This window comes from Brucella sp. IR068 (genome assembly GCF_049065885.1).
In the GTDB taxonomy this organism is placed as follows: Bacteria; Pseudomonadota; Alphaproteobacteria; order Rhizobiales; family Rhizobiaceae; genus Brucella; species Brucella intermedia.
In genome coordinates this window covers 598,382-621,238 of record NZ_JBAKHE010000001.1, presented here as the reverse complement: position 1 = coordinate 621,238, position 22,857 = coordinate 598,382, and the positions used below count along the sequence as shown (strand labels likewise).

Below are 22,857 nucleotides of genomic sequence, written 5' to 3'. Positions count from 1 at the left end.
CGGGAGGCTGTCGTCTGTTCTTGTGCTAGAAAGTTCCCATGAGAGACCTTTTCGACCAGATGGAACCGCGAGAAGTTCTTGCGCCCGGAGCCGTGCTTCTGCGCGGCTTTGCGCTTTCCCGCGAGGATGCCGTTCTGAAAGCGGTAGCGGATGTTGCTGCTGCCGCGCCCTTCCGGCATATGACGACGCCCGGCGGTTATCGCATGTCGGTTGCGATGACGAATTGCGGGAATTTCGGCTGGGTTACGGACCGGAGTGGGTATCGTTACAGCACCGACGATCCGGAAACCGGCCTGCCCTGGCCTGCCATACCGGAAGCGTTTCGCACGCTTGCCCGGACTGCCGCCGGAGAAGCCGGTTATTCCGATTTCGTGCCGGATGCCTGCCTCATCAACCGGTATGAGCCGGGTGCGAAACTTTCATTGCATCAGGACAAGGATGAACAGGATTTCAACCAGCCGATTGTTTCGGTGTCGCTCGGCCTGCCCGCGACTTTCCAGTTCGGCGGGTTGAAACGAACCGACCCAATCGCGAAATATATCCTGCATCATGGCGACGTGGTTGTGTGGGGCGGACCGTCGCGCCTCTTCTATCACGGCATACTTGCCTTGAAGCGCGGCGAGCATGAAAAACTGGGTCCGTTTCGCTTCAATCTGACGTTCAGAAAATCGCGTTAACCGTCATTAAACGCGATTTTTCGAACAAAAAACGTCATAAAACGCTTCTCAAATGCGGCGAACGCCCGTTCTTTCTGTGGCTATTTTGTGGCAGACGGGGTTTCAGTTGAATGCCCCGCCATCGCTTTTGCTCTCCGGGCGCTCCCTGGCAACCTTGTCGCGGTAGCCGCTCGCCCTGTATGCGGCAATGGGTTCGATGGCCCCGCCGGTGCGGCGGCGCGCTTCCGCAAGGATCGGTTCGACGTCTGTCCGGTAGGCCCGTTTCAGCGTATCGGAAGCCATCAGCGCATCGTTTTCCCGCTGGTAGATTTCCAGTGCCTCGCGGTCCACCAGCAGCGCCTGCGCATAGGCGCGGCGGATTTCATTTGCGGATGAGATGAGGCTTTCCAGCGGATCGGTGACATTATGCGACTGGTCGATCATGTGGGCGGGATGGAAATCCGCCACACCGCGGTAGTCGGCATCCACCAACTCATTGAAAACAAGGAACAATCGATAGGGATCGATGGAGCCGGCGTCGAGGTCGTCGTCACCATATTTGCTGTCGTTGAAATGGAATCCGCCGAGCTTTCCGAACTGGATCAGCCGCGCCACGATCATTTCGATATTGGTGTTGGGGGCATGATGGCCAAGGTCGACCAGACATTGCGCCTTCGGCCCAAGCGTCGAGGCGATGAGATAATTGGTGCCCCAGTCCTGAACCACCGTCGAATAGAAGGCCGGTTCATACATCTTGTGCTCGGAGAACAGCCGCCAGTCGTCTGGCAAGGCCTTATAGATTTCCCCCATCGAAGCCAGATAACGCTCGAAGGCGCGCGTGAAATTCTGCTGGCCCGGAAAGTTTGAACCGTCACTGAGCCAGACGGTCAAGGCCTTGGAACCTATGGCTTTTCCGATTTCGATGCACTCGATATTGTGCTCGACGGCCTGCGCCCGCACTGCCGGGTCGACATGGGTCAACGACCCGAATTTATAGGAAAGCTTCTGGTCCGCCGCATCGGCAAACGTATTGGAATTCATGGCGTCGAAGCCGAGACCAAGCGCCTGCGCATGGGCTTTGAGCTTCTTCGGATCAGCCTTGTCCCATGGAATATGCAGGGAAACATTCGGCGTTGCACGGCATAGCTCGTTGATGACCGCGCAATCGTCGAGCTTGTCGAAAATGCCACGCGGTTCGCCCCTGCCCGGAAAGCGCCCGAACCGTGTGCCGCCCGTGCCGGTGCCCCATGAAGGCACGGCGACGAAATAAGCCGCCACCTTTTCGGTGATCCTGTCGATCTCGATGCCACGGCGCAAAAGCTGTTCGCCAAGCGCCTGATAATCGCTTTTCAGGGCGTCTTCAAAACCGGAATTATGCTCGGCGATGAAATCTGCCGCAATGCGTTGCTCGGACATGGTTCCTCCCAGAATGTCCTGAATTTCATGGACAAAAGGCGCGAAAGCAAGGGCTGTCGCGCCTTTCCCGGATCAGCGCGGAAAGCTCTGCTGGTTTCCGGCGTCCACATTGATGATGTTGCCGGTCGACTTGGCCGAGGCGTCGCTCGCAAGGAAATAGATCGCCTCCGCAATGTCTTCGGGGAAGACATTCAGCTTCAGCATGGAGCGCTTGCGATAATGTTCCTCAAGCTCGGAAACGTCGATTTTGGAAGACGCCGCCCGCTGTTCGCGCCATTCGCCGTCCCATATCTTGGAGCCGCGCAGAACCGCATCGGGGTTGACCACATTGACGCGAATGCCCGCATCCGCGCCTTCCAGCGCCAGACAGCGCGCCAGATGGATTTCCGCAGCCTTTGCAGCGCAATAGGCCGAAGCATTGGGCGAAGCGGCAAGCCCGTTCTTGGATGCGACGAACACCACGTTGCCGCCGATCTTCTGGCGGCGGAACAGGCGGAATGCCTCTCGCGACACAAGGAAATAGCCGGTCGCCAGAATGTCGATATTGCGGTTCCACATGGAAAGTTCGGTGGTTTCCACCGGCGCGGATGAAGCGATACCGGCATTGGACACCAGAATATCGATGCCGCCAAGCTCGACACTGGCTTCAACAAAGGCGTTGGCTACGCCGTGCTCGTCGGTGACATTCAGTTCGACGCTGCGCACCTGATCGGCACCAAACCGCTTTACGAGATTTTCGTGAGCGGTTTTGAGCGATCCTGCGTCAATATCCGCCAGAACCACGCAAGCACCCTCGCCCGCCAGCTTTTCGGCGGTCGCAAAACCAATACCGCCAGCGCCGCCGGTGATGAATGCAACGCGGCCCGCAAGGCTCTTTGGCTTCGGCATACGTTGCAGCTTTGCTTCTTCAAGCAGCCAGTATTCGATATCGAAGGCTTCCTGTTCCGGCAGGCCCTGATATTCCGATACGCCGGATGCACCGCGCATCACATTGATCGCATTGACATAAAACTCTCCGGCAATGCGCGCCGTCGCCTTGTCGCGGGCAAAGGACAGCATGCCGACACCGGGGATCAGGAAGATCACCGGATTGGGATCGCGCATCTTCGGCGAATTGTCATGCCTGCACGCCTCATAATAGCGTTTGTAATCGGCACGATAGGTTTCCAGTGCGCCTTCAAGCCCCGCAACGACCGCATCAACATCCGGCTTGGCGGGATCGAAATCGATGACCAGCGGACGGATTTTGGTGCGCAGGAAGTGGTCCGGGCAGGATGTGCCCAAAGCTGCGAGTGGGCGCAGTTCCTTCGAATTCACGAATTCCAGAACGGAATCCTGATCGTCAAAATGGCCGAGCTTGCGCTCATCCCTGCCGATAAGCCCGCGAATTTCCGGCATCAGCCGCGCGGCGATGGCGCGGCGTTCGGAAGCGGCCAGGCTTTGCGCGGCAGCGCCGCCGAAAGCAGCCTTGCCTGCCGTCTTCTGGTCCAGCCATTCGATGGCCTTGTTGATGATGGCGAGGGTGGTTTCATAGCAGGTCTTCGCATCGTCGGCCCAGGTGAAAAGCCCATGGCTTTCAAGGACAACGCCCCTGGCGTCCGGGTTTGCCTTCACGAAGGCTTCAAGATCGAGGCCAAGCTGAAAACCGGGGCGACGCCATGGCAGCCAGCCGATTTCGTCACCGAAAATCTCGGCCGTCAGTTCACGGGAGTTTTTGGAGGCTGCGATGGCAATGATCGCATCCGGGTGCATGTGGTCCACATGCTTGAAAGGCACGAAGCCATGCAGCGGCGTGTCGATGGAAGCGGCGCGCGGGTTGAGATTGAACGTGCAGTGCGGCAGGAAGCCGACCATGCGGTCCTCGTCCTCGACGCCTTTATAGATGCCTTTCAAAGCGTTGAGCTTGTCCTGATAGAGCGTGGCGAAACCGTCGAGCTTGATCGTGCCGACATCGCCGCCCGAGCCCTTGACCCAGAGAACCTGCACCTTCCCGCCGGTGAGCGGATCGGTTTCCTCGACCTTGGCGGAGGTGTTTCCGCCGCCGTAATTGGTGATGCGCTTGTCGGAACCGAGCAGATTGGAGCGATAGAGCAGCTTGCCCGGCTCATCCATCGTTGCCGCCCTGGCGTCATCCCACCGGTTTTCGAGAAGCCTGCTCTGGGCCACCATGTCATCCTCCCAATGCTGTTATGGTGGATCGCAATCCGCATGTCCGGGCCATGTGCCCGTCCGATGCGCCAGCGATCATGTTAGCGGCAGATATGACGTATGAAAGGAATTGCTGTCAATCACAAACAATCATCTTCAATCATTAATGTGATTTTTGTGCGCTGTTGTGATTGTTTGTGATTGACACGCGCAGGCTTTTTGCCCGATACAAGAAAAAGGAGGAGCCATGCACGAACGAGAGCGCCACCGCATCATCCTGAGCGCAGTTCAGGAAAAGCCGGTGATCACCATTCAGGATCTGGTGGAACTGACGGAAGCGTCGGAAGCGACCCTTCGCCGGGATATCGCGTCGCTCCATATGCAGGGCCGCATCAAGCGCGTGCGCGGCGGGGCCGAGGCCATCCATCCGCCGCAGTTCGCCAGCCTGACCGGACGTCCATTCAAGGTTTCGGAATCGGAAAATGCGGATCGCAAGCGCGCCATCGCCCGCGAGGCCGTGGCGCTTTGCGAGGAAGGCGACAGCATCATCATCAATGGCGGGTCCACGACTTTCCAGATGGTGCATTATCTCGCCCCGCGCCGCTTGCAGGTGCTGACCAATTCCTTTGCCATCGCGGAACATCTTCTGCGCCAGTCGAAAAGCACGGTGATCGTGCCCGGCGGCGCGATCTATCGCGACCAGAGCCTGATCCTGTCGCCGTTTGACAACGACGTCATCCGTAACTTCTACGGACGACGCATGTTCATGGGCTGTCAGGGCATCAGCCCGCTCGGGGTGATGGAGTCCGATGCGCTGATCATCCAGAGCGAACAGAAGCTGATGGGCCAGGCGGACGAACTTGTCCTGATGGTCGATTCAACGAAATTCACGCGCCGTTCCAGCCTCATCCTTTGCCCTCTCGACCGGGTCAGCACGCTGATCACCGATGACGGCATTTCGGACGAAGCGCGGCGCATGGTGGAAAATGCGGGCATCCGGCTCATCGTGGCGCAGGTTTCCGCAAATGCAGGCAGGGGTGACGAAGGCGAAGGTTCCGCCGAGGTAGCCTGAGCCGGACCTGACTTACGCTCCGGTTCCGAACCGGACGAAGCAAACATATGTCTTTATACTGGGAGGAATGAGACATGAAACTTTTCAAGAAACTTGTACTGGGTACAGCGCTGGCCGTGGCCTTCATGGCCACCCACGCGCAGGCCGCCGACATGAAGATCGCGCTTGTCGCAAAGTCGCTCGGCAACGGCTTCTTTGAAGCTGCCAACAAGGGCGCGCAGGAAGCCGCCAAGGAACTGGCCGAGGGAGGGGATAGTGTAGAGGTCATCTATACCGGCCCGACCACGACGACGGCGGAAGGCCAGATCGAGGTCATCAATTCCCTGATCGCGCAGGGCGTTGACGCAATCGCCATTTCTGCCAACGACCCGGATGCGGTCGTCCCTGCCCTGAAGAAAGCCGCGCAGCGCGGCATCAAGGTCATTTCGTGGGATTCGGGCGTCGCACCTGAAGGCCGCATCGTTCACCTCAATCCGTCCTCGAACGAACTGATCGGCAAGATGTGCCTCAAGCTTGCCGCCGATCACCTGCCGGATGGCAAGGGCGATTTCGCGATCCTTTCCGCCACCACCACCTCGACCAACCAGAATATCTGGATCGGCGAGATGAAGAAGCAGCTGAAAGACTTCCCCGGCCTCAATCTGGTGACGACTGTTTACGGTGACGACCTGGCCGACAAGAGCTATCGTGAAGCACAGGGCCTCCTGAAGTCGAACCCGAACGTCAAGGTCATCGTGGCGCCGACCACCGTTGGCGTCCTCGCCGCCTCGCAGGCCGTGAAGGATGCGGGCAAGATCGGCGAAGTCTATGTGACGGGCCTTGGCCTTCCCTCCGAAATGGCCGGTGCCATCAAGTCGGGCGCGACCAAGGAATTCGCGATCTGGAACCCGATCGACCTCGGCTATTCGGCAACCCAGATTGCCTATCACCTCGTCAAGGGCGATGCCGATGGCAAGCCGGGCTCTGAAATCGAAGCCGGACGCATGGGCAAGATCAAGATCGGCGATAACGGCGAAGCTGCGATGAGCGATCCGTTCGTCTATGACGCGTCGAATATCGACGAGTTCTCCAAGGTCTTCTGATCGGAAAAGCGCATCCCGAAAAGTGGAAACCGGTTTTCGGGATGCGCGCACGAAAGATGCATTGGGTGTCGCACCCAATGCCGCCTGTCGCTTTCCAAACCCGATTTCAGGTATCTGCGATGAATGCAGCCTTTCTATCCAACGGCCAATCCGGCGGCCAATCCGGCGGAGAGCCGGCACTTGCCGCCACGGACCAGCCCATTCTGGAAATGCGCGGCATAGCCAAGACCTTTCCGGGTGTGCGAGCGCTTGATGACGTGAACATCGCGCTTTATCCTGGCAAGGTGACGGCGCTGATCGGCGAGAACGGCGCGGGAAAATCCACGCTCGTGAAAATCCTGACCGGTATCTACCAGCCCGACGAAGGCGAAATCCTTATCGACGGCAAGCCGGTGCATTTCGCGACGGCGCAGGATGCGACCGATCACGGCGTTACGGCCATTCATCAGGAAACCGTGCTTTTCGACGAATTGTCGGTGGGCGAAAACATCTATCTCGGCCATGCGCCGCGCACGAGGTTGGGCTTTGTCAACTGGAAGGCCGTTTATGCGCGCTCACAGGCGCTGCTGTCGTCGCTGGAAACGACCGTCGATGCGCGTATCAAGCTGAAGGAACTGTCCATCGCGCAACGCCATCTGGTCGCCATTGCCCGCGCCTTGTCGGTGGATTCACGCATCGTCATCATGGATGAGCCCACCGCTGCGCTGTCGCGCAAGGAAGTGGACGATCTGTTCCGCATCGTGGCGCGGCTGAAGGCGCAGGGCAAGGCCATCCTGTTCATCAGCCACAAGTTCGATGAAGTTTATGAAATCGCCGATAATTATGCCGTTTTCCGCGACGGTCACGCCGTGGGACACGGCGCGCTGGCCGATACGCGGCAGAATGATATCGTGCGCATGATGGTCGGGCGCTCCGTCGAGCAGGCTTTTCCCAAGCAGGTTGTCGCCATCGGCAAGCCCGTGCTGAAGGTTGAAAACTATTCGCATCCGACCGAATTTCGCGACATTTCATTTGAGCTGCGCAAGGGTGAAATTCTCGGCGTTTATGGACTTGTCGGTGCTGGGCGTTCGGAGTTCGCGCAGTCGCTCTTCGGCATCACCAGGCCTTCGAGCGGCCGTGTCGTGCTGGAAGACCGCGAGATCAGCATCCGCCGCCCCGGCGATGCGGTGGCGCATGGGATCGTCTATGTGCCGGAAGAGCGCGGACGCCACGGCGCCGTGCTGCAATTGCCGATCTTCCAGAATGTGTCGCTGCCCTCGCTTGCCCGCACGTCACGCAACGGCTTTCTGCGCATGGCGGAAGAACTGGCGCTGGCGCGCAAATATGCCGAGCGTTTCGACCTGCGCGCCGCCGCACTTTCGGTCCCTGTCGGAACCCTATCCGGCGGCAACCAGCAGAAGGTCGTCATCGGCAAGTGGCTTGCCACCAGCCCGAAGGTCATCATTCTCGACGAGCCGACCAAGGGCATCGACATCGGCTCCAAGGCCGCGGTCCACGCCTTCATCAGCGAACTGGCGGCAGAAGGCTTGAGCATCATCATGATCTCGTCGGAACTGCCGGAAATCATCGGCATGTCGGACCGGGTGATGGTGATGCGCGAAGGGCTGATGGAAGGCATGTTCGAGCGCGCCAGTCTCGACGCGGAAGTGCTGGTGCGCGCCGCCACCGGAAACACGGAGTAGACGATGAAACAGTTGCTCAAGCAGCGCGAACTCCTGCTCCTCGTTATCATCGCGCTTATGGTGGGGCTGTTCGCAAGCCGCGCGCCGGGCTTCGCCAGCGCCGGAAATCTGGCGAATATTTTCAACGATACGTCGATCCTGATCATCATCGCGCTCGGGCAGATGGCGGTGATCCTGACAAAATCCATCGATCTGTCGGTCGCCGCCAATCTCGCCTTTACCGGCATGGCGGTCGCGATGCTGAACGCGACCTATCCCGGCCTGCCGCTGGTGCTTCTCATCGTGCTGGCCGTTGGCATCGGTGCGGTTCTGGGTGCGATCAACGGCATTCTCGTCTGGAAGCTCAACATTCCGGCCATTGTCGTCACACTGGGTACGCTTACCATCTATCGCGGGATGGCCTTCGTGCTCTCCGGCGGCGCGTGGGTCAATGCGCACCAGATGACGGCGCCGTTTCTCAACACGCCACGCACGGTGGTTTTCGGCCTGCCGCTGCTTGGCTGGACGGCGATCCTGATCGTCGCGCTGATCTATGTGCTGTTGACGCGGACCTTCTTCGGGCGCGCGCTTTATGCCTCGGGCGGCAACCCGACCGCCGCCGTCTATACCGGCATCGATGTGGGGCGCACGCGCTTCTTCGCCTTTGTGCTGTCGGGCGCGCTTGCCGGGCTTTGCGGCTATCTCTGGGTGTCGCGCTATGCCGTCGCCTATGTGGATGTTGCAGCCGGGTTCGAACTCGACAGCGTCGCGGCCTGCGTCATCGGCGGCATCTCGACGCTTGGCGGGATCGGTACGGTTGCCGGTGCGGTGCTGGGCGCGCTTTTCCTCGGCGTCATCAAGAACGCCCTGCCGGTCATCGACATATCGCCCTTCTGGCAGATGGCGATCTCCGGTTCCGTCATCATTCTGGCCGTGATCTTCAATGCGCGGCAGGAAAAGCGGCGCGGACGCATCATCCTGCGCGACAAGGCCGCAAAGACTTATGAGGAGGCTGCGGCATGAATAACGAACAGCGCCGTCACATTCCCGACCGGCTCGGAACGCCTTTCTCGCGCATCTTCGCAAGCTGGGAAATGCTTCTGCTTGGCGTGGCGATTGCGATCTTCATCGCCAATTCCTTCGCCTCGCCTTATTTCCTCAATGCCTGGAACCTGTCGGACGCCACGTTCAACTTTACCGAAAAGGCATTGATCGCCTTCGCGATGACGCTTCTGATCATTTCCGGTGAGATCGACCTTTCGGTCGCCGCCATCATCGCGCTTGCCTCCACGGCCATGGGCGCGGCGGCGCAGGCTGGCGTCGGCACTCCCGGCCTCGTCCTGATCGGCATCGGCACGGGTCTTGTCTGCGGCGCGATCAATGGCGGGCTGGTTGCAGGGCTGAAACTGCCCTCTATCGTGGTCACCATCGGCACGATGAGCCTGTTTCGCGGCATTTCCTATATCGTGCTCGGCGATCAGGCCTTTGGCGGCTATCCGGAAAGTTTTGCCTATTTCGGACAGGGCTATGTGTTCTGGGTGATCTCGTTCGAATTCGCGCTGTTTGTGCTCTTTGCCCTGCTGTTTGGCGTGCTCCTGCACCGGACCAGTTTCGGGCGCCGCATCTATGCCATCGGCAACAATGAATTTGCGTCGCGCTTTTCCGGCATTCCGGTCGAGAAAACCAAGTTTGTGCTTTTCCTCATGACCGGGGTGATGAGCGGCATTGCTGCGGTCTGCCTTACCTCGCGCCTCGGCTCCACGCGCCCGTCCATCGCGCAGGGCTGGGAACTGGAAATCGTCACCATGGTGGTGCTTGGCGGCGTGTCGATCCTCGGCGGCTCGGGCACGATCGTCGGCGTGGTGATCGCCGCTTTCGTGATGGGCCTCGTGACCTTCGGCCTTGGTCTTCTCAATGTGCCGGGCATCGTCATGTCGATCTTCATCGGCCTGCTTCTGATCGTCACCATTTCACTGCCCATCCTTGTCAGGCAGCTCAGGGCGAGGCGCGCTGCATGACCAGTGAACGCTATGCATTTCGCATGAAGCTGAACCCCGGCATGGAAGCGGAATATCGCCGCCGCCATGACGCGATATGGCCGGAACTGGTGGAACTCTTGCACAAGGCTGGCGTGTCGGACTATGCCATCTATTTCGATGAGGAGAGCAGTGCCCTCTTCGGCGTGCTGACGCGCAGTGCCAATCACGGCATGGCCGCCCTGCCCGATCATCCGGTGATGAAAAAGTGGTGGGCGCATATGGCCGACATCATGGCGACCAATCCGGACAATTCGCCGGTTTCGGTGGACCTCAAGCCTGTCTTTCATATGCCATGAAGCGCCCATGAAACACATTGCCATTCTGGATATAGGCAAGACAAACGCCAAGGTCGTTGTGCTGGATGCGGCGAGCGGCGAAGAGATTGCGGCCAGCCGCATGCCCAATATTGTGCTGCGCGATGGTCCCTATCCGCATTATGACATTGACGGGCTGTGGCGCTTTTTCTTGAAAAGTCTTGCAGCTTTTGCCCGAGATCCGGGCTTCGACGCCATTTCAATCACGACGCACGGCGCATCAGCCGCCCTTGTCGCGGCGGACGGCACTCTGGCGATGCCTGTCCTCGATTATGAACTCGACTATCCGGCAGAAATCCGTGCCGCCTATGCCGCCATCAAACCCGATTTCAAGGATACGTTTTCCCCGTCGCTTTCGCTCGGCCTCAACCTTGGTGCGCAGCTTCATTTTCTGAAGACCACGTTTCCAGACGATTTTGCGCAGGTGCATTTCATATTCACCTATCCCCAATATTGGGCGTGGCGCCTGACCGGCATAGCGGCCACGGAAGTGACGTCGCTCGGGTGCCACACCGATCTATGGCTGCCGAAGGAATCCGCCTTCTCGCCCCTCGTTGACCGGCTGGACATTCGCGAGAAATTTCCGCCGCTTCGCTCTGCCTTCGATGCGCTCGGCAATGTGCTTCCTGAAATTGCCGAGGAAATCGGCCTAAGCCGGTCTGTGCCGGTTCATTGCGGCATTCACGATTCTAACGCCTCGCTGCTGGCGCATCTGATGGATCGCGATGGTTCGTTTTCGGTGGTTTCGACCGGGACATGGGTCGTCAGCTTTGCCGTTGGCGGCAATCTCGACGGGCTGGACCCGGCGCGAGACACTCTGGCCAATGTCGATGCCTATGGAAGAGCGGTGCCTTCTGCGCGTTACATGGGCGGGCGCGAGTTCGACCTCATGACCGAGGGATTGTCCGTGCCTCCGGCCGCCGAATTGCCTGATATTGTGGCGCGGGTGCTGGAGCGGCGGATCATGGCGCAGCCTTCGGCCGTTCCCGGCTGCGGCCCCTACCCGCATTCCAGCCTTCGCTGGATCAACGCGGAGACGACCAGCGATGCGGAGCGCCATGTTGCCGCCTGCATCTATGCCGCGCTGATGACGGAAACTTGTCTTCGGCTGCTGGGTGCCGATGGCCCGGTCATTGTCGAAGGCCCGTTTGCTGGAAACGTGACCTATCTTGAAGCCCTCGCGAACTTTACGGGCCGCGATGTTGAAGCGGTCACGGGATCGACCGGCACCGCGCTTGGCGCCGGATTGCTTGCAGGCGCAACCGTTCCCGAAAAACATGGCAGGATATTCAAGCCACGCAACGACGCCTATGCCGCCTACCGAAGGCAGTGGCTGGCGAATACAGTATAGCTGAATAAGCCGGAAGCCGGATTGGCTTCCGGGCCTGATCGTCAGTCCAGCGCCTTCTGCCGCGTTTCCACATCGATGAAGAAGGCGATGATGCCGGCCAGCGCCAGAAGCCCCGCAAACAGTGCTACTGCCACATAGAAACTCTGGCTGATGACGAGCGCCAGCGCGGACGGTGCAAGCAGGCCGCCAAGGCGAGCCATCGCGCCTGCCGCTCCCATTCCGCTTGCGCGCAATCCGGTCGGGTAAAGCTCCGGCGTGAAGGCATAGAGCGCGCCCCATGTGCCAAGCAGCGCAAAGCTCATGATGAGAATGGACGCACCCACGACTGCGGAACTGTTGGCGACGGTAAAGAGCGCGCAGGCGGCAGCGCTGATGAACAGGAAGGCAATCAGCGTCTTCTTGCGTCCCCACGCCTCGACGCCATAGGCGGCAAGCGCGTAGCCCGGCAATTGCGCCAGTGCAACCACGACAAGGAAGCCGTAACCGCGGACAAAGCCGAAGCCGTCACCGGCGAGCTTTGCCGGTATCCAGGTGAAAATGCCGTAATAGGAAACCGAAACGAGAAACCAGATCGCCAGTGTCGTCAGCGTGCGCTGGCGCAGATTGGGCGAGAGCAGCTTTTCATTCGTGACCATGAGCGGCGCTTCGAGGCGGGCTTTCGGCGGCAGTTCTGGCTTGCCGTTGCGGCGAAGCACGCGGTTCATGACTGATTTCGCTTCTTCCGGGCGTTCCGACTTGAGAAGATGCATCGGGGATTCCGGCACCCAGAGGCGCAGCCAGATGCCGATAAGAGCGGGGGCTGCCGTGACGATGAAGATATAGCGCCATGCATCCTCGACGCCCGCGAGACTTGTCGCCCAGGCCGCAAGCGCAATGATAACCGTGCCGACCGCCCAGAAGCCTTCCAGCATCACGAGCCAGCGGCCACGGTTCCTCGCGGGCAGGAATTCCGCCATCATCGCGTAATCGACCGGCAAGGTTCCACCCACTGCCACACCCGTCATGAAGCGCAGGGCAAGCAGAATGCCGAAATTTGGCGCAAATGCCGAAAGCAACCCGAACACGGCATCGCAGGCGACGGTAATCAGAAGCACGCGGCGACGACCGTATTTGTCCGCCAGCCTGCCGAATGCGGCAGCACCGATCAGCATGCCGAGGAAAAACAGCGTGCCGGTCTGCAAGGCCTGCGGGATGGTGAGCCCGAATGTCCGCGCGATGGATGCGCCGGTAAAGCCGACCGCCAGCACCTGCATGGCGTCGGCGGCCCAGACCAGACCGAACACGCCCAGAAGACCGCGTTGAAATGCGCCCGTACCTGCCTGATCGAGCGTCTGTTCAATGGTAACTTTCATGCCGCGATGTGTCCCCTGCTACCGGCTGAAGATATGTTGCCTTTTACAGCGCTGACAGCGGGGTGCTGTCAATCGCCCTTTTCAGATATTGCCCGATCTTTTGCCTGCAAATATTCCCAGAAGCTTTCTGCATGGGCCGGAAGTGCTGCATCATGACGATAGATGCGGATTTCGACAGTGACGTCCCAGTAGGGATCGGCAGAAGCCGGTACGAGCTCGCCTCGCCGCAATTCGTCGTAGATGAGGCTCTCCGGCAGCCATGCGGTGCCCCAGTCGGCAACCGCCATGGCCTTGAGACCGATCGACATGGTGTTCTCGTGGACTACCTGACGCTCGAACGCGTTGCCGGATGCAAATTTCTGCGACAGTACGGCCCCGAAGAAGGAAAAGTCGCCATAGCTCAGATATGGCAGCGCTTCTCCGCTGGCAATGGCGTGGTCGAGCGTCGGCCCTGCCGGCGAAGGGCGCGAGACCGGCAACAGCCGTTCCGTGCCAAGCACGATATAGGGAAATTGCGTGCGGTCGATGAGGATCGGCACCGAACTGTGCGCATAGGTCAGGAAGAAATGTACCTCCCCTTCCGTCAGCGTCGCTATGTTGTCCTCGAAGCCGCCGCGATCCGGACTGAGCATTGAGCGTATGCCGCCAATGTCATTCTCGATCTGCTTCAGCCAGTGGGGGAAGAAGGTGACCGTCAGCGTGTGCAGCGCTGAAAATGTGAGGACGGGGTTTTGAACCTCGCGGCTCGGCTGCAGCGCCTTGCGCGTGTTGTAGAACTGGCGAACGGTTTCCTGCGCGACAGGCAGGAAGGTCCGTCCCTCGCGGGTAAGTTCGGCCGGAAACGTCGCCCGGTTGACCAGTGTAACGCCCAGCCAGAGTTCAAGCTGCTTGATGCGGCGGGAAAACGCGGATTGCGTCACATGACGGGTATCTGCCGCGCGCGAGAAACTCGACGTTGCCGCCAGCGCGATGAAGTCTTCCAGCCATTTCAGTTCCATGGGGCGGGCCTTCTCAAGGGGAGGTGATGCGTATGATCATAATTAGCGCTTATTTTCTTCTACACTAATTGCAAATGAAAACGTCATCGGCTCACCATGCCGAAACCCGATTTCGCAGATGTTCTCATGAAATATATATGTAAATAGATTTGAAATTTTTAGGCGATTATTCAATTCAAATGCAGGTGATCTGTCATAGTGGGAATTGAATATAGGTAGTGTAAAAATTGAAATACCAGTCAAATATATAGGTGTTGCGGCAAGTGATGCCGAATGTATATATCACCACGTGATCCGAGAAACGATTTTTCCACCGTGGAAGGATGATAATGCGTTTATATATTTATAGTTTGTGTTTCTTGTCTTCTTTCTCTCTGTTCGTTCCTTTGTCCGCTCATGCGGATGCCAATAACACCCCCGGCGTGAAGAGTGAAAAACTGCTGGAGTCCGAACAATCGTGGGATGGGACGGTTTACAAGTCCTATCCGGAAGGTACGCCTCAGCTCTCTGTTTTGAAAATTACCATTTCACCTTTCACACGTCTGGCGTGGCATGAACATCCGGCCCCGAATGTTGGCTACGTCTTGGAGGGGGTTCTAACCGTGGAGAAAAAATCCACCGGTGAAAAACGCACCTTGAAGGCGGGAGAGGTGCTGCCGGAAACGGTTGATATTGCTCACCGGGGTTATACCGGCAAGGAGGGAGCCACGATTCTGGTCTTCTACGCTGGCAAGAAAGGGCTCCCCCTCTCCCGCCCCGCGCAATGATTTGAAAGGCTGCGGGCCGCGCCGATGCCTGAAGTATGAGAGGCGATCTTCCGTCTCTCATACTGCCGTTCTCGTTTGTTTCCCCACCTCTGCCCCTTATGCAATTTCTGCATAGTTATTGCAAAACATAGCATTGGCGGCTCCAAAAGTTTTTTCCTACCGTCCCGACCAATCAATCACACAGATGTCCGAGGACGTGTTTTGGCCAGGGTAATTTATTTGAACGGCGCTTTCGTCGCTGAGAATGAAGCGAAAGTGTCGGTGTTCGATCGCGGCTTTCTTTTTGGTGACGGGATTTACGAAGTCAGCGCTGTCATCGATGGCCGTCTTGTCGATAACGAACTTCACCTGGCTCGTCTGGAGCGTTCCGTCAAGGAACTCGGAATACCATTGCCTGCCTCGCTGGATGCGATCCGCGCCGCGCAGATCGAACTCATCGTCCGCAACAAGATGCACGAAGGAGTCGTCTATATGCAGGTGACGCGCGGCGAAGCCGAACGCGATTTCGTCTATACGGATGACATCAAGCCCAATTTCGTCATGTTCACGCAGGCGAAGAACCTCGCCAATGCGCCATCGGTCCAGAACGGCGTGCGTGTGGACGTTGCGCCGGATACGCGCTGGGCGCGCCGCGACATCAAGACCGTCATGCTTCTGGCGCAGGTGCTGGCGAAGAAACAGGCCAAGAGCAAGGGTTTCCACGAGGTCTGGCTGGTCGAAGACGGCTTCGTCACCGAAGGCGGCTCCTCGACGGCATTCATCATCACGGCTGACAATGTGCTGGTAACGCGGCCCAACTCGCATGCCATCCTGCCCGGCTGCACGCGCCGCGCCGTCATCAAGATCGCGGAAGAACAGAACCTTCGCATCGAGGAGCGCCTGTTCACGGTCGATGAGGCAAAGGCCGCCAAGGAAGCATTCCTCACGAGCGCATCGAGCTTCGTGACGCCGATCATCGGCATTCAGGATCACACAGTCTCTGACGGCAAGCCCGGGCCACTCACCCGCCGTCTGCAGGAGATCTACATGGACATGGCTCGCACGGGAGCGGAGCCGGTATTTCAACCTTAACCTCAAAAAATGAAAGCAAGAGGGGAAAATGACAATAAAAAGACTACTGAAACAGACAGCCTATGGTGCACTTTTTGCCAGCGCGGCAGCGCTGGCAGGTGCGGGAACCGCATCGGCAGCCACCGAAGGTTACGGCGACTGCCCGCTGACCGGTGAAAAGGGTTCGGCCAAGATCAATCCGGCGGTCGACGGACAGTTCACCGTCATCATCAACCTGCCCGCCCTTGGCCAGTTCAACGGCGATACGCCCGATACCATCAAGGACGGCTATGAATTCTGCATGGCCGTCAACATCGCGCATCGTCTGGGCCTCGACAAGGTAAAGCTCGTCAACGCCTCATTCGATTCCATTGTGGCCGGACAGAACAAGGATTACGACATCGCGCTCGCGCTGATCTCGGTCACCGAACCGCGCAAGAAGGTCGTGGATTTCTCGGTTCCTTACATGAGTTCCGCTTACGGTGTCGCCGCGCGCGCCGACAAGCCGGTGACGGAAGCCGACATGAAGACCGGGAAGATCGGAACGCAGGCCGGTACGACGCTGGTTCAGTTCGCACAGGACACGCTGAAGGTCGCAAGCCTCGACGTGTTCGACGATACGGCGTCGATGTTCACCGCCCTTGCCGCAGGCAAGGTCGATGCCGTGATGACCGATCTTTCGATCATTCTCGGACAGGTGCACAATTCCAACGGAAAGCTGGCGGTTGTCGGCAAGTATGAGTCCGGCGGCCAGACCGCAGGCATCTACCCGAAGGGTTCGGAAAACAAGAAGGTCATCGATCAGCTGATCGAGGACATGGAAAAGGACGGCACGCTGAAGAAGCTCGAAGCCGCCTACCTGCTTCCGTCCTGGGGTACGTCGCCTTCCGACGTTCCGCTCTGGAAGCCTTGATCTGACGGTTCCCGGGTCGCAGCCGCAACGTCGGTTGCGGCCCGGACCGACTGTTCCCCATACTGTTTCAGCGAGAATAAATCATGTCTTATCCGGCACCGGATGCAGGCGCGGAACGCGCGCGGCAATGGCGTGTCCGAAACAAGGTTCGCACCCATGGCGGTCGTTCCCTGTTCGCTTTCGTCTTTTCCTTCCTCACCCTTCTGGCTGCGGGCCAGACGGTCTATAGCGTTTCGGCCTATACGATTTCGCAGGGCTGGCCCGAACTGCCCGTCGTCGCGGTCGGCACGGCCTTGCTGCTGGCGCCGCTCGCCGTCCTGTGGTTTGCATGGCGCGCCGTGCAGATTTCGGGCGAATCCGGAAAGAGCACGGACATTTACCGTGGCCGCGAACTCGGTGCAAAGGCATCCGACCTTTCCTGGCAGGTGATTTCCTATGCGGTGGCGGTCCTCATCATCTGCGCCGGCGCGTGGTTCATGATCGTTAATGACGCAGCCGTCAGCCGGACCTTCTTCGACGTCAGCCTGATCGCCAAATCGGCGGGCACGGTGCTGAAGGCCTTCGGCACGAATATCGTCATCTTCTTCGTCTCGGCCATACTCATCCTCGTCTGGGCGCTCGTCATCGCCATTGCGCGCACCCTGCCGGGTAAGGCTGGCAAGCCGATCCGCGTGCTTGCAACGCTTTACAGCGATCTGTTTCGCGGGCTTCCAGCCATCATCACGATCTATCTCATCGGTTTCGGCCTGCCGCTGACCGGCCTGCCGATCCTCAAGGACCTGTCGTCCAACGCCTATGCCATCATCGCGCTGACGCTGACCTACGGCGCCTATACGTCGGAAGTCTATCGCGCAGGCATTGAAAGCGTGCATCCAAGCCAGATCGCGGCGGCGCGTTCGCTCGGCCTCTCCTATGCGCGCACCATGCGCTATGTGGTTGTGCCGCTGGCCGTGCGCGGCATCATTCCGCCGCTGATGAACAATTGCATCAGCCTGCAGAAAGATACCGCACTGGTCGCCATCATCGGCACCATCGATGCCTTCAACCAGTCGAAGATCATCGCGGCGAACTACTTCAACCTGTCGGCTGTCACCACTGTCGCCATCCTGTTCATCGTCATCACCATTCCGCAGGCCCGCTTTGTCGATCGCCTGATCGAACGTGATCGCAGAAAAATGCGCTCGAGCATGTAAGGGGACGGACAATGGCACTCGTAGAAATCGACAAGGCATACAAGCGCTATGGCGCGCTGGAAGTTCTGTCCGGCATCAGCCTCAACATCGAGGAACATCAGGTCGTGTGCCTGATCGGACCTTCCGGCTGCGGCAAGTCCACATTGTTGCGCTGCATCAACCGGCTGGAAACCATCGACGAAGGCGAAATCCGGCTGCACGGCGACCGGGTCACCGGGCCGGGCGTGGACCTCGACATTCTGCGCCGGGAGATCGGCATCGTCTTCCAGGGCTATAATCTGTTTCCGCACATGACGGTGATGGAGAATGTCACGCTGGGACCGACGAAGGTGCTGGGCATGCCGGTGAAGGAAGCCCAGGAAAAAGGTCTGGCGCTGCTCGCACGCATCGGGCTCGATCACAAGGCGAAGGAATATCCGGACCGCCTGTCCGGCGGCCAGCAACAGCGCGTCGCCATCGTGCGCGCCCTGCTGATGGACCCGACGCTGCTGCTGCTTGATGAAATCACCTCGGCGCTCGATCCCGAACTGGTGTCGGAAGTGCTGGACATTGTGCGCGATCTTGCCAAGAAGGGCATGACCATGGTTCTGGCCACGCATGAAATGGGTTTTGCCCGCGAGGTTGCGGACAAGGTCTGTTTCCTGCAAAACGGCAAGGTCTATGAAGAAGGCCCTCCGTCGCAGATTTTCGGCAATCCGCAAGGGGAGCGCACGCAGGCTTTCCTCAAACGCATCATCGAGGCCGGGCGTCTTTGACGCCCTGCCCCTAGAGCATTTCCTGTTTCCTTGAATCATTGGAAATGCTCTATCTATTTGTTTTGTCGCATTATCCTACGCAAAACCGCTTCGCACTTTTGCTGGAAATGCTCTAGCATCAACGGAAAATGACCATGACTGGCAAGGCACGCGACTACGGCATCATTTGCGGCATCATGCAGCCGGGCGAGAATAACGCCATCACCGATGTGCCGGGCGTGCGCGTGGGGCACCGCACCTTGCGCAGCGGCGATATAAACACCGGCGTGACGGCGATCATCCCGCATGACGGCAACCTGTATCGCCGCAAGGTGCTGGCCGCTTGCGATGTCATCAACGGGTTCGGCAAGAGCACCGGTCTCGTGCAGGTCGAGGAACTGGGCACGCTGGAAACGCCGATCCTGCTGACCAACACGTTCGGCGTCGGAACCTGCGCCAATGCATTGATCCGCGAGGCGATTGCGGCCAATCCCGATATTGGCCGTACCACGGCAACCGTCAATCCGGTCGTTCTGGAATGCAATGACGGCCCGCTCAACGATATTCAGGCGATGGCCGTTACGGAAGCTGACGCAAGGGAAGCTCTGAAGTTTGCTGAAACGACTGTTGGCGAAGGCAATGTCGGTGCAGGCACCGGCATGAGCTGTTTCGGCTTCAAGGGCGGCATCGGCACCTCCTCGCGCCAGTTCGAACTGGGCGGCAAGGTGCATCATCTCGGCGTTCTGGCGCTCACCAATTTCGGTCGGGCCGGTGATCTGGTTCTTCCCGATGGACGCAGGCCCTCGCCCAAGGCCGAAGCGCAACCGGAAAAGGGTTCGGTCATTCTGGTGCTTGCGACCGATGTTCCGATGGAACACCGCCAGTTGAAGCGCGTGACGCGCCGCTGCGGCGCAGGGCTGGCGCGTCTCGGCGCCTTCTGGGGCCATGGAAGCGGCGATATCGCCATCGGCTTTTCGACGGCGGTGACATTCGATCACGATGAAGCGCGTGATGTGGTCGAGATCGCCGTGCTCAATGAAAACCGCATCGATACCTTGTTCCGCGCGGCAGTGGAGTCTACGCAGGAAGCCGTTCTCAATTCAATGTGCATGGCCGAACCGATGCGCGGGCGCGCCGCAAACCGCTGCTCGCTTGCCGACTGGCTGGAAAACGACAGAGGCTAGACCTTGGCGGAAGCTGACGGCTTCCACACACAATCCTGATATTTCCTGTGCATTGCCACAATTGACTTCGATCATCCGCTGATGGTCGAAGGCGAAGGATGGCATTATGCCACCCAAACGCGACTCGACGTGGCCCAAGGTATACTCCCACGAGCTTGGGGTGCCTGGGTGCTGCCGTTGCAGATATAAGGGCGTCTTGTTTTCGGTGGGTGAATACCGTCCGAGGACAGCACCGGAATTTCAGGACCCATTTATTGACGATATCGCTTGTTCGCCTGACCGTATTAGGAAGCATCCTGCCAATGCTGGCGGCGTGCGTCACTGTTGGTCCCGATTATCAGACGCCGAATGTGGTGACGCCTGCCGGTTGGAACAGCAGGGCTGACAGCCGTATCCCGCAACTGGGCGACTGGTGGAAAAAGCTGAAGGACCCGGTTCTGGATCAGCTGATAGCGGACGGTATTGCAGGCAGCCCCGATGTCGCGACTGCGAAGGCAAAGGTGCGGCAGGCTCGCGCCAATTACACTTCGGCGGGCGGCGCGCTTTATCCGAAGCTCGATGGCGACGGGAGCTACAAGCGATCTGACACCCCGGCGACATTCGCCACCAATCAGTCGAGCATGGGCTTCAACACCACGTGGGAACTCGATCTTTTCGGCGGCAACAAGCGCGGCGTGGAAACTGCCTATTACAATGTCGAATCCGCAAATGAACAATTGCGGGCGGCGCTCGTCACGCTGATCGGCGATATCGCCACCAATTATGCCCGGTTGCGCGGTGCGCAGGCCGATATTGCCATTGCGCAGCGCAATGCCGCTTCCCAGCGACAGACCGTTGCACTGACGCGCAGCCAGCTTGAAGCTGGCCAGATTTCTCAGGTCGATCTTCTGAATGCGGAAACGCAGGCCAGCAGGACAGAATCCCAGGTGCCGGGACTGCGGATCAACTATGCCCAGTATCTGAACCAGTTGTCCGTCCTGACCGGGCGGTCTTCATCGTCGCTGGCCAGCGTTCTGGACAAGCCGCGTCCGGTCCCGGCCATTCCGGGCAAGATATCAGCCGGACTTCCGGCCGATCTGTTGCTGAGCCGCCCCGATGTCCGTGCAGCCGAACGCGATTATGCAAGTTCCAATGCCAGCGTCGGCCAGAAGCAGGCCCTGCTCTATCCAAGTGTTTCGCTCACGGGGGCCATCAATACGGGCGGCGCCAATTTCGGCGATCTTGGAAAGCTGTCGACGATCAGCTGGAACTTCGGCCCAAGCCTGACCGTCCCGATCTTCCAGGGCGGGAGATTGAGCGCGGATGTGGATGCCGCGCGCGCTGCGCGCGACCAGTCCTTCATCGCCTATCGCAAGGTCATCCTGACGGCGCTCAGCGAAGTTGAAAATGCCAGCGTATCGCTCAACCAGAACCGTCTGCGCGTTGCGCAACTGCAGAAAATCGTGAGCAACAGCCGGAAGATCAACGAGTTGACGCTGGAGCAGTACAGGGCGGGCACCAAGAGCTTCGTGGATGTGCTGACGGCGCAACGCGATCTTCTCGGCGCGGAAACCGAGCTCAGTCAGGCGCGGACCGAGCTTGTGCTGAATTATGTCGCCTTGCAGAAAGCGCTTGGCGGCGGCTGGAACGGCATCATCGACGTTGCGAAGCCGGAAGTCGTTGACAGCTATACAGGCCCCCGCATCGTCAAAACGACACGGATTCCTCCGCTGACAACCGATAAGAGACCACTATGAAACCCAAGTCGAAACGCCGTTTTCGCTGGCGCCTGTGGCTGGCGGTCCTCATCGCGTTGCTGATCGTCGGCTATTTCGTCGTTCGTGCGCTGACCAAGGAAGAGCCCCTGCCCGCCACGACAGAGATCAGGCGCGGCGAGATTGAAAGCTCGGTTCTTGCCACCGGCACGCTGCGGCCTAAAAATCTGGTCGCAATCGGCGCTCAGGCGACGGGCCGCATTCTTTCCCTGAAAGTGAAACCGGGCCAGCAGATAAAAGCCGGAGAGGTCGTCGCCCTGATCGACTCGACCAACCAGCAGAACGAACTGAACAAGGCCCAGGCGTCACTTCGCCAGAACGAAGCCACCCGTGCCCAGAATCTTGCCGATCTGGAACTGGCCCGGCAGGATCTGGCGCGTAACCAGATGATGATCGGCAAGAATGCCGTAGCGCGCGCCGATTACGACAAGGCGGTCAGCACCGTGAAGGTGAAGGAAGCGCAGGTCGAGAACAGCGAAGCGGCAATCGCTGCCGCGAAGGTCGAGGTGCAGATCGCCGAGACCAATCTCGCTTATACCCGCATAACCGCGCCCATCGATGGAACGATCCTCGCGACCGTGGTTCAGGAAGGCCAGACCCTCAACGCGCAGCAGAGCGCGCCGACAATCGCCATTCTGGGCCAGCTCGACACCATGAGGGTGGAGGCGGATATTTCGGAAGCGGACGTGACGCAGGTTCGCGAGGGGATGCCGCTTTATTTCACCATAGCGGGACAAAATTCGAAGCGTTACGATGCCGAGCTGGAAAAGATCGAACCCGCACCGGATTCCATCGTCAGCGACAAGAGCTTCACGACTACGGCAGTAAGTTCGTCCTCCAGCACTGCCACCGCTTCCGCCATTTATTACAAGGGCATTTTCACGGTTCCCAATCCGGATGGGCTGCTCAGGACCTATATGACCACCGAGGTTCATATCGTGCTCGCACGGGCAAAAGACGCCTTGATCGCGCCCGTAACCGCTCTGCAAGACACGGACGAACCCGGCAAGGCCAAGGTGCGCGTCGTGACCGGCGCTGGCAAGATCGAAGAACGGACCGTCGAAACCGGCATTACCGACAAGGTGAATATAGAAATTCGTTCGGGCCTGAACGAAGGGGACAAGGTCGTGACCGACAATCAGGTCGCGGCCCCCGCCCCGGCTGGTAGCTGAC

The 22,857-nt window shown here is 59.1% G+C and carries 20 protein-coding genes; 16 read left to right on the top strand and 4 right to left on the bottom strand.

The window, feature by feature from the left end; genetic code table 11:
- The first annotated feature begins 38 nt into the window (after positions 1–38).
- Entirely contained in the window at positions 39–677 is a 639-nt protein-coding gene (gene alkB, locus ACOWVS_RS02840) for a DNA oxidative demethylase AlkB (RefSeq protein ID WP_075041437.1), read from the top strand.
- A 102-nt stretch (positions 678–779) separates the two neighbouring features.
- On the opposite strand, the gene rhaI is transcribed toward alkB, so the two are convergent.
- Positions 780–2,072, bottom strand: a complete 1,293-nt coding sequence (rhaI, locus tag ACOWVS_RS02835) for an L-rhamnose catabolism isomerase (RefSeq protein WP_021586046.1) — start codon at positions 2,070–2,072, stop codon at positions 780–782.
- 72 nt (positions 2,073–2,144) lie between these two features.
- Positions 2,145–4,241, bottom strand: a complete 2,097-nt coding sequence (locus ACOWVS_RS02830; protein WP_075041438.1) for a bifunctional rhamnulose-1-phosphate aldolase/short-chain dehydrogenase — start codon at positions 4,239–4,241, stop codon at positions 2,145–2,147.
- Positions 4,242–4,467: 226 nt separating this feature from the next.
- Here ACOWVS_RS02830 and ACOWVS_RS02825 point away from each other — a divergent pair, with 226 nt between their 5' ends.
- The 7 genes from ACOWVS_RS02825 (at position 4,468) to ACOWVS_RS02795 (ending at position 11,739) form a co-directional block, all read left to right on the top strand.
- Entirely contained in the window at positions 4,468–5,292 is an 825-nt protein-coding gene (locus tag ACOWVS_RS02825) for a DeoR/GlpR family DNA-binding transcription regulator (protein ID WP_021586048.1), read from the top strand.
- Between the two features lie 74 nt (positions 5,293–5,366).
- Positions 5,367–6,374 (top strand): rhamnose ABC transporter substrate-binding protein, encoded by a 1,008-nt coding sequence (gene rhaS, locus ACOWVS_RS02820; protein WP_021586049.1) that lies wholly within the window; start codon positions 5,367–5,369, stop codon positions 6,372–6,374.
- 119 nt (positions 6,375–6,493) lie between these two features.
- Positions 6,494–8,056: a sugar ABC transporter ATP-binding protein gene (locus ACOWVS_RS02815; protein WP_031346408.1), complete on the top strand. Its 1,563-nt coding sequence runs from the start codon at positions 6,494–6,496 to the stop codon at positions 8,054–8,056.
- A gap of 3 nt (positions 8,057–8,059) precedes the next feature.
- Positions 8,060–9,058, top strand: coding sequence for an ABC transporter permease (locus tag ACOWVS_RS02810; RefSeq protein WP_006468840.1), 999 nt, complete (start codon positions 8,060–8,062; stop codon positions 9,056–9,058).
- Positions 9,055–10,053, top strand: a complete 999-nt coding sequence (locus ACOWVS_RS02805; protein ID WP_006471016.1) for an ABC transporter permease — start codon at positions 9,055–9,057, stop codon at positions 10,051–10,053. The genes ACOWVS_RS02810 and ACOWVS_RS02805 overlap by 4 nt, the downstream gene beginning before the upstream one ends.
- Positions 10,050–10,370 (top strand): L-rhamnose mutarotase, encoded by a 321-nt coding sequence (gene rhaM, locus ACOWVS_RS02800; RefSeq protein WP_006468839.1) that lies wholly within the window; start codon positions 10,050–10,052, stop codon positions 10,368–10,370. Before ACOWVS_RS02805 ends, rhaM begins: the two co-directional genes overlap by 4 nt.
- A 7-nt stretch (positions 10,371–10,377) precedes the next feature.
- Positions 10,378–11,739 (top strand): FGGY-family carbohydrate kinase, encoded by a 1,362-nt coding sequence (locus ACOWVS_RS02795; RefSeq protein WP_006468838.1) that lies wholly within the window; start codon positions 10,378–10,380, stop codon positions 11,737–11,739.
- A gap of 41 nt (positions 11,740–11,780) precedes the next feature.
- Here the strand turns inward: ACOWVS_RS02795 and ACOWVS_RS02790 are convergent, their stop codons facing one another.
- Positions 11,781–13,091 carry an MFS transporter gene (locus ACOWVS_RS02790; RefSeq protein ID WP_006468837.1) on the bottom strand — a complete coding sequence of 437 codons (1,311 nt, stop codon included), beginning with the start codon at positions 13,089–13,091 and terminating at the stop codon, positions 11,781–11,783.
- 68 nt (positions 13,092–13,159) lie between these two features.
- Complete coding sequence (locus ACOWVS_RS02785; RefSeq protein WP_006468836.1) at positions 13,160–14,089, bottom strand: LysR family transcriptional regulator; 930 nt, start codon at positions 14,087–14,089, stop codon at positions 13,160–13,162.
- Between the two features lie 329 nt (positions 14,090–14,418).
- Between ACOWVS_RS02785 and ACOWVS_RS02780 the strand changes: the two genes are divergently transcribed.
- From ACOWVS_RS02780 to ACOWVS_RS02745, 8 genes are all read left to right on the top strand, one after another.
- Positions 14,419–14,856 carry a cupin domain-containing protein gene (locus tag ACOWVS_RS02780; RefSeq protein ID WP_006471015.1) on the top strand — a complete coding sequence of 146 codons (438 nt, stop codon included), beginning with the start codon at positions 14,419–14,421 and terminating at the stop codon, positions 14,854–14,856.
- Positions 14,857–15,057: 201 nt separating this feature from the next.
- Positions 15,058–15,927 carry a D-amino-acid transaminase gene (locus ACOWVS_RS02775; RefSeq protein WP_006471014.1) on the top strand — a complete coding sequence of 290 codons (870 nt, stop codon included), beginning with the start codon at positions 15,058–15,060 and terminating at the stop codon, positions 15,925–15,927.
- Between the two features lie 28 nt (positions 15,928–15,955).
- Positions 15,956–16,819, top strand: a complete 864-nt coding sequence (locus tag ACOWVS_RS02770; RefSeq protein ID WP_006468833.1) for an ABC transporter substrate-binding protein — start codon at positions 15,956–15,958, stop codon at positions 16,817–16,819.
- An 83-nt stretch (positions 16,820–16,902) separates the two neighbouring features.
- Positions 16,903–18,012, top strand: a complete 1,110-nt coding sequence (locus ACOWVS_RS02765; RefSeq protein WP_006468832.1) for an amino acid ABC transporter permease — start codon at positions 16,903–16,905, stop codon at positions 18,010–18,012.
- Between the two features lie 11 nt (positions 18,013–18,023).
- Positions 18,024–18,767, top strand: coding sequence for an amino acid ABC transporter ATP-binding protein (locus ACOWVS_RS02760; protein ID WP_006468831.1), 744 nt, complete (start codon positions 18,024–18,026; stop codon positions 18,765–18,767).
- Positions 18,768–18,901: 134 nt separating this feature from the next.
- The gene (locus tag ACOWVS_RS02755) at positions 18,902–19,930 is read left to right on the top strand and encodes a P1 family peptidase (RefSeq protein WP_006471013.1); all 1,029 of its coding nucleotides are present in this window, start codon (positions 18,902–18,904) and stop codon (positions 19,928–19,930) included.
- 254 nt (positions 19,931–20,184) lie between these two features.
- Positions 20,185–21,666: an efflux transporter outer membrane subunit gene (locus tag ACOWVS_RS02750; protein ID WP_139309249.1), complete on the top strand. Its 1,482-nt coding sequence runs from the start codon at positions 20,185–20,187 to the stop codon at positions 21,664–21,666.
- Positions 21,663–22,856: an efflux RND transporter periplasmic adaptor subunit gene (locus tag ACOWVS_RS02745; protein WP_006468827.1), complete on the top strand. Its 1,194-nt coding sequence runs from the start codon at positions 21,663–21,665 to the stop codon at positions 22,854–22,856. Before ACOWVS_RS02750 ends, ACOWVS_RS02745 begins: the two co-directional genes overlap by 4 nt.
- The last annotated feature ends 1 nt before the right edge of the window (position 22,857 follow it).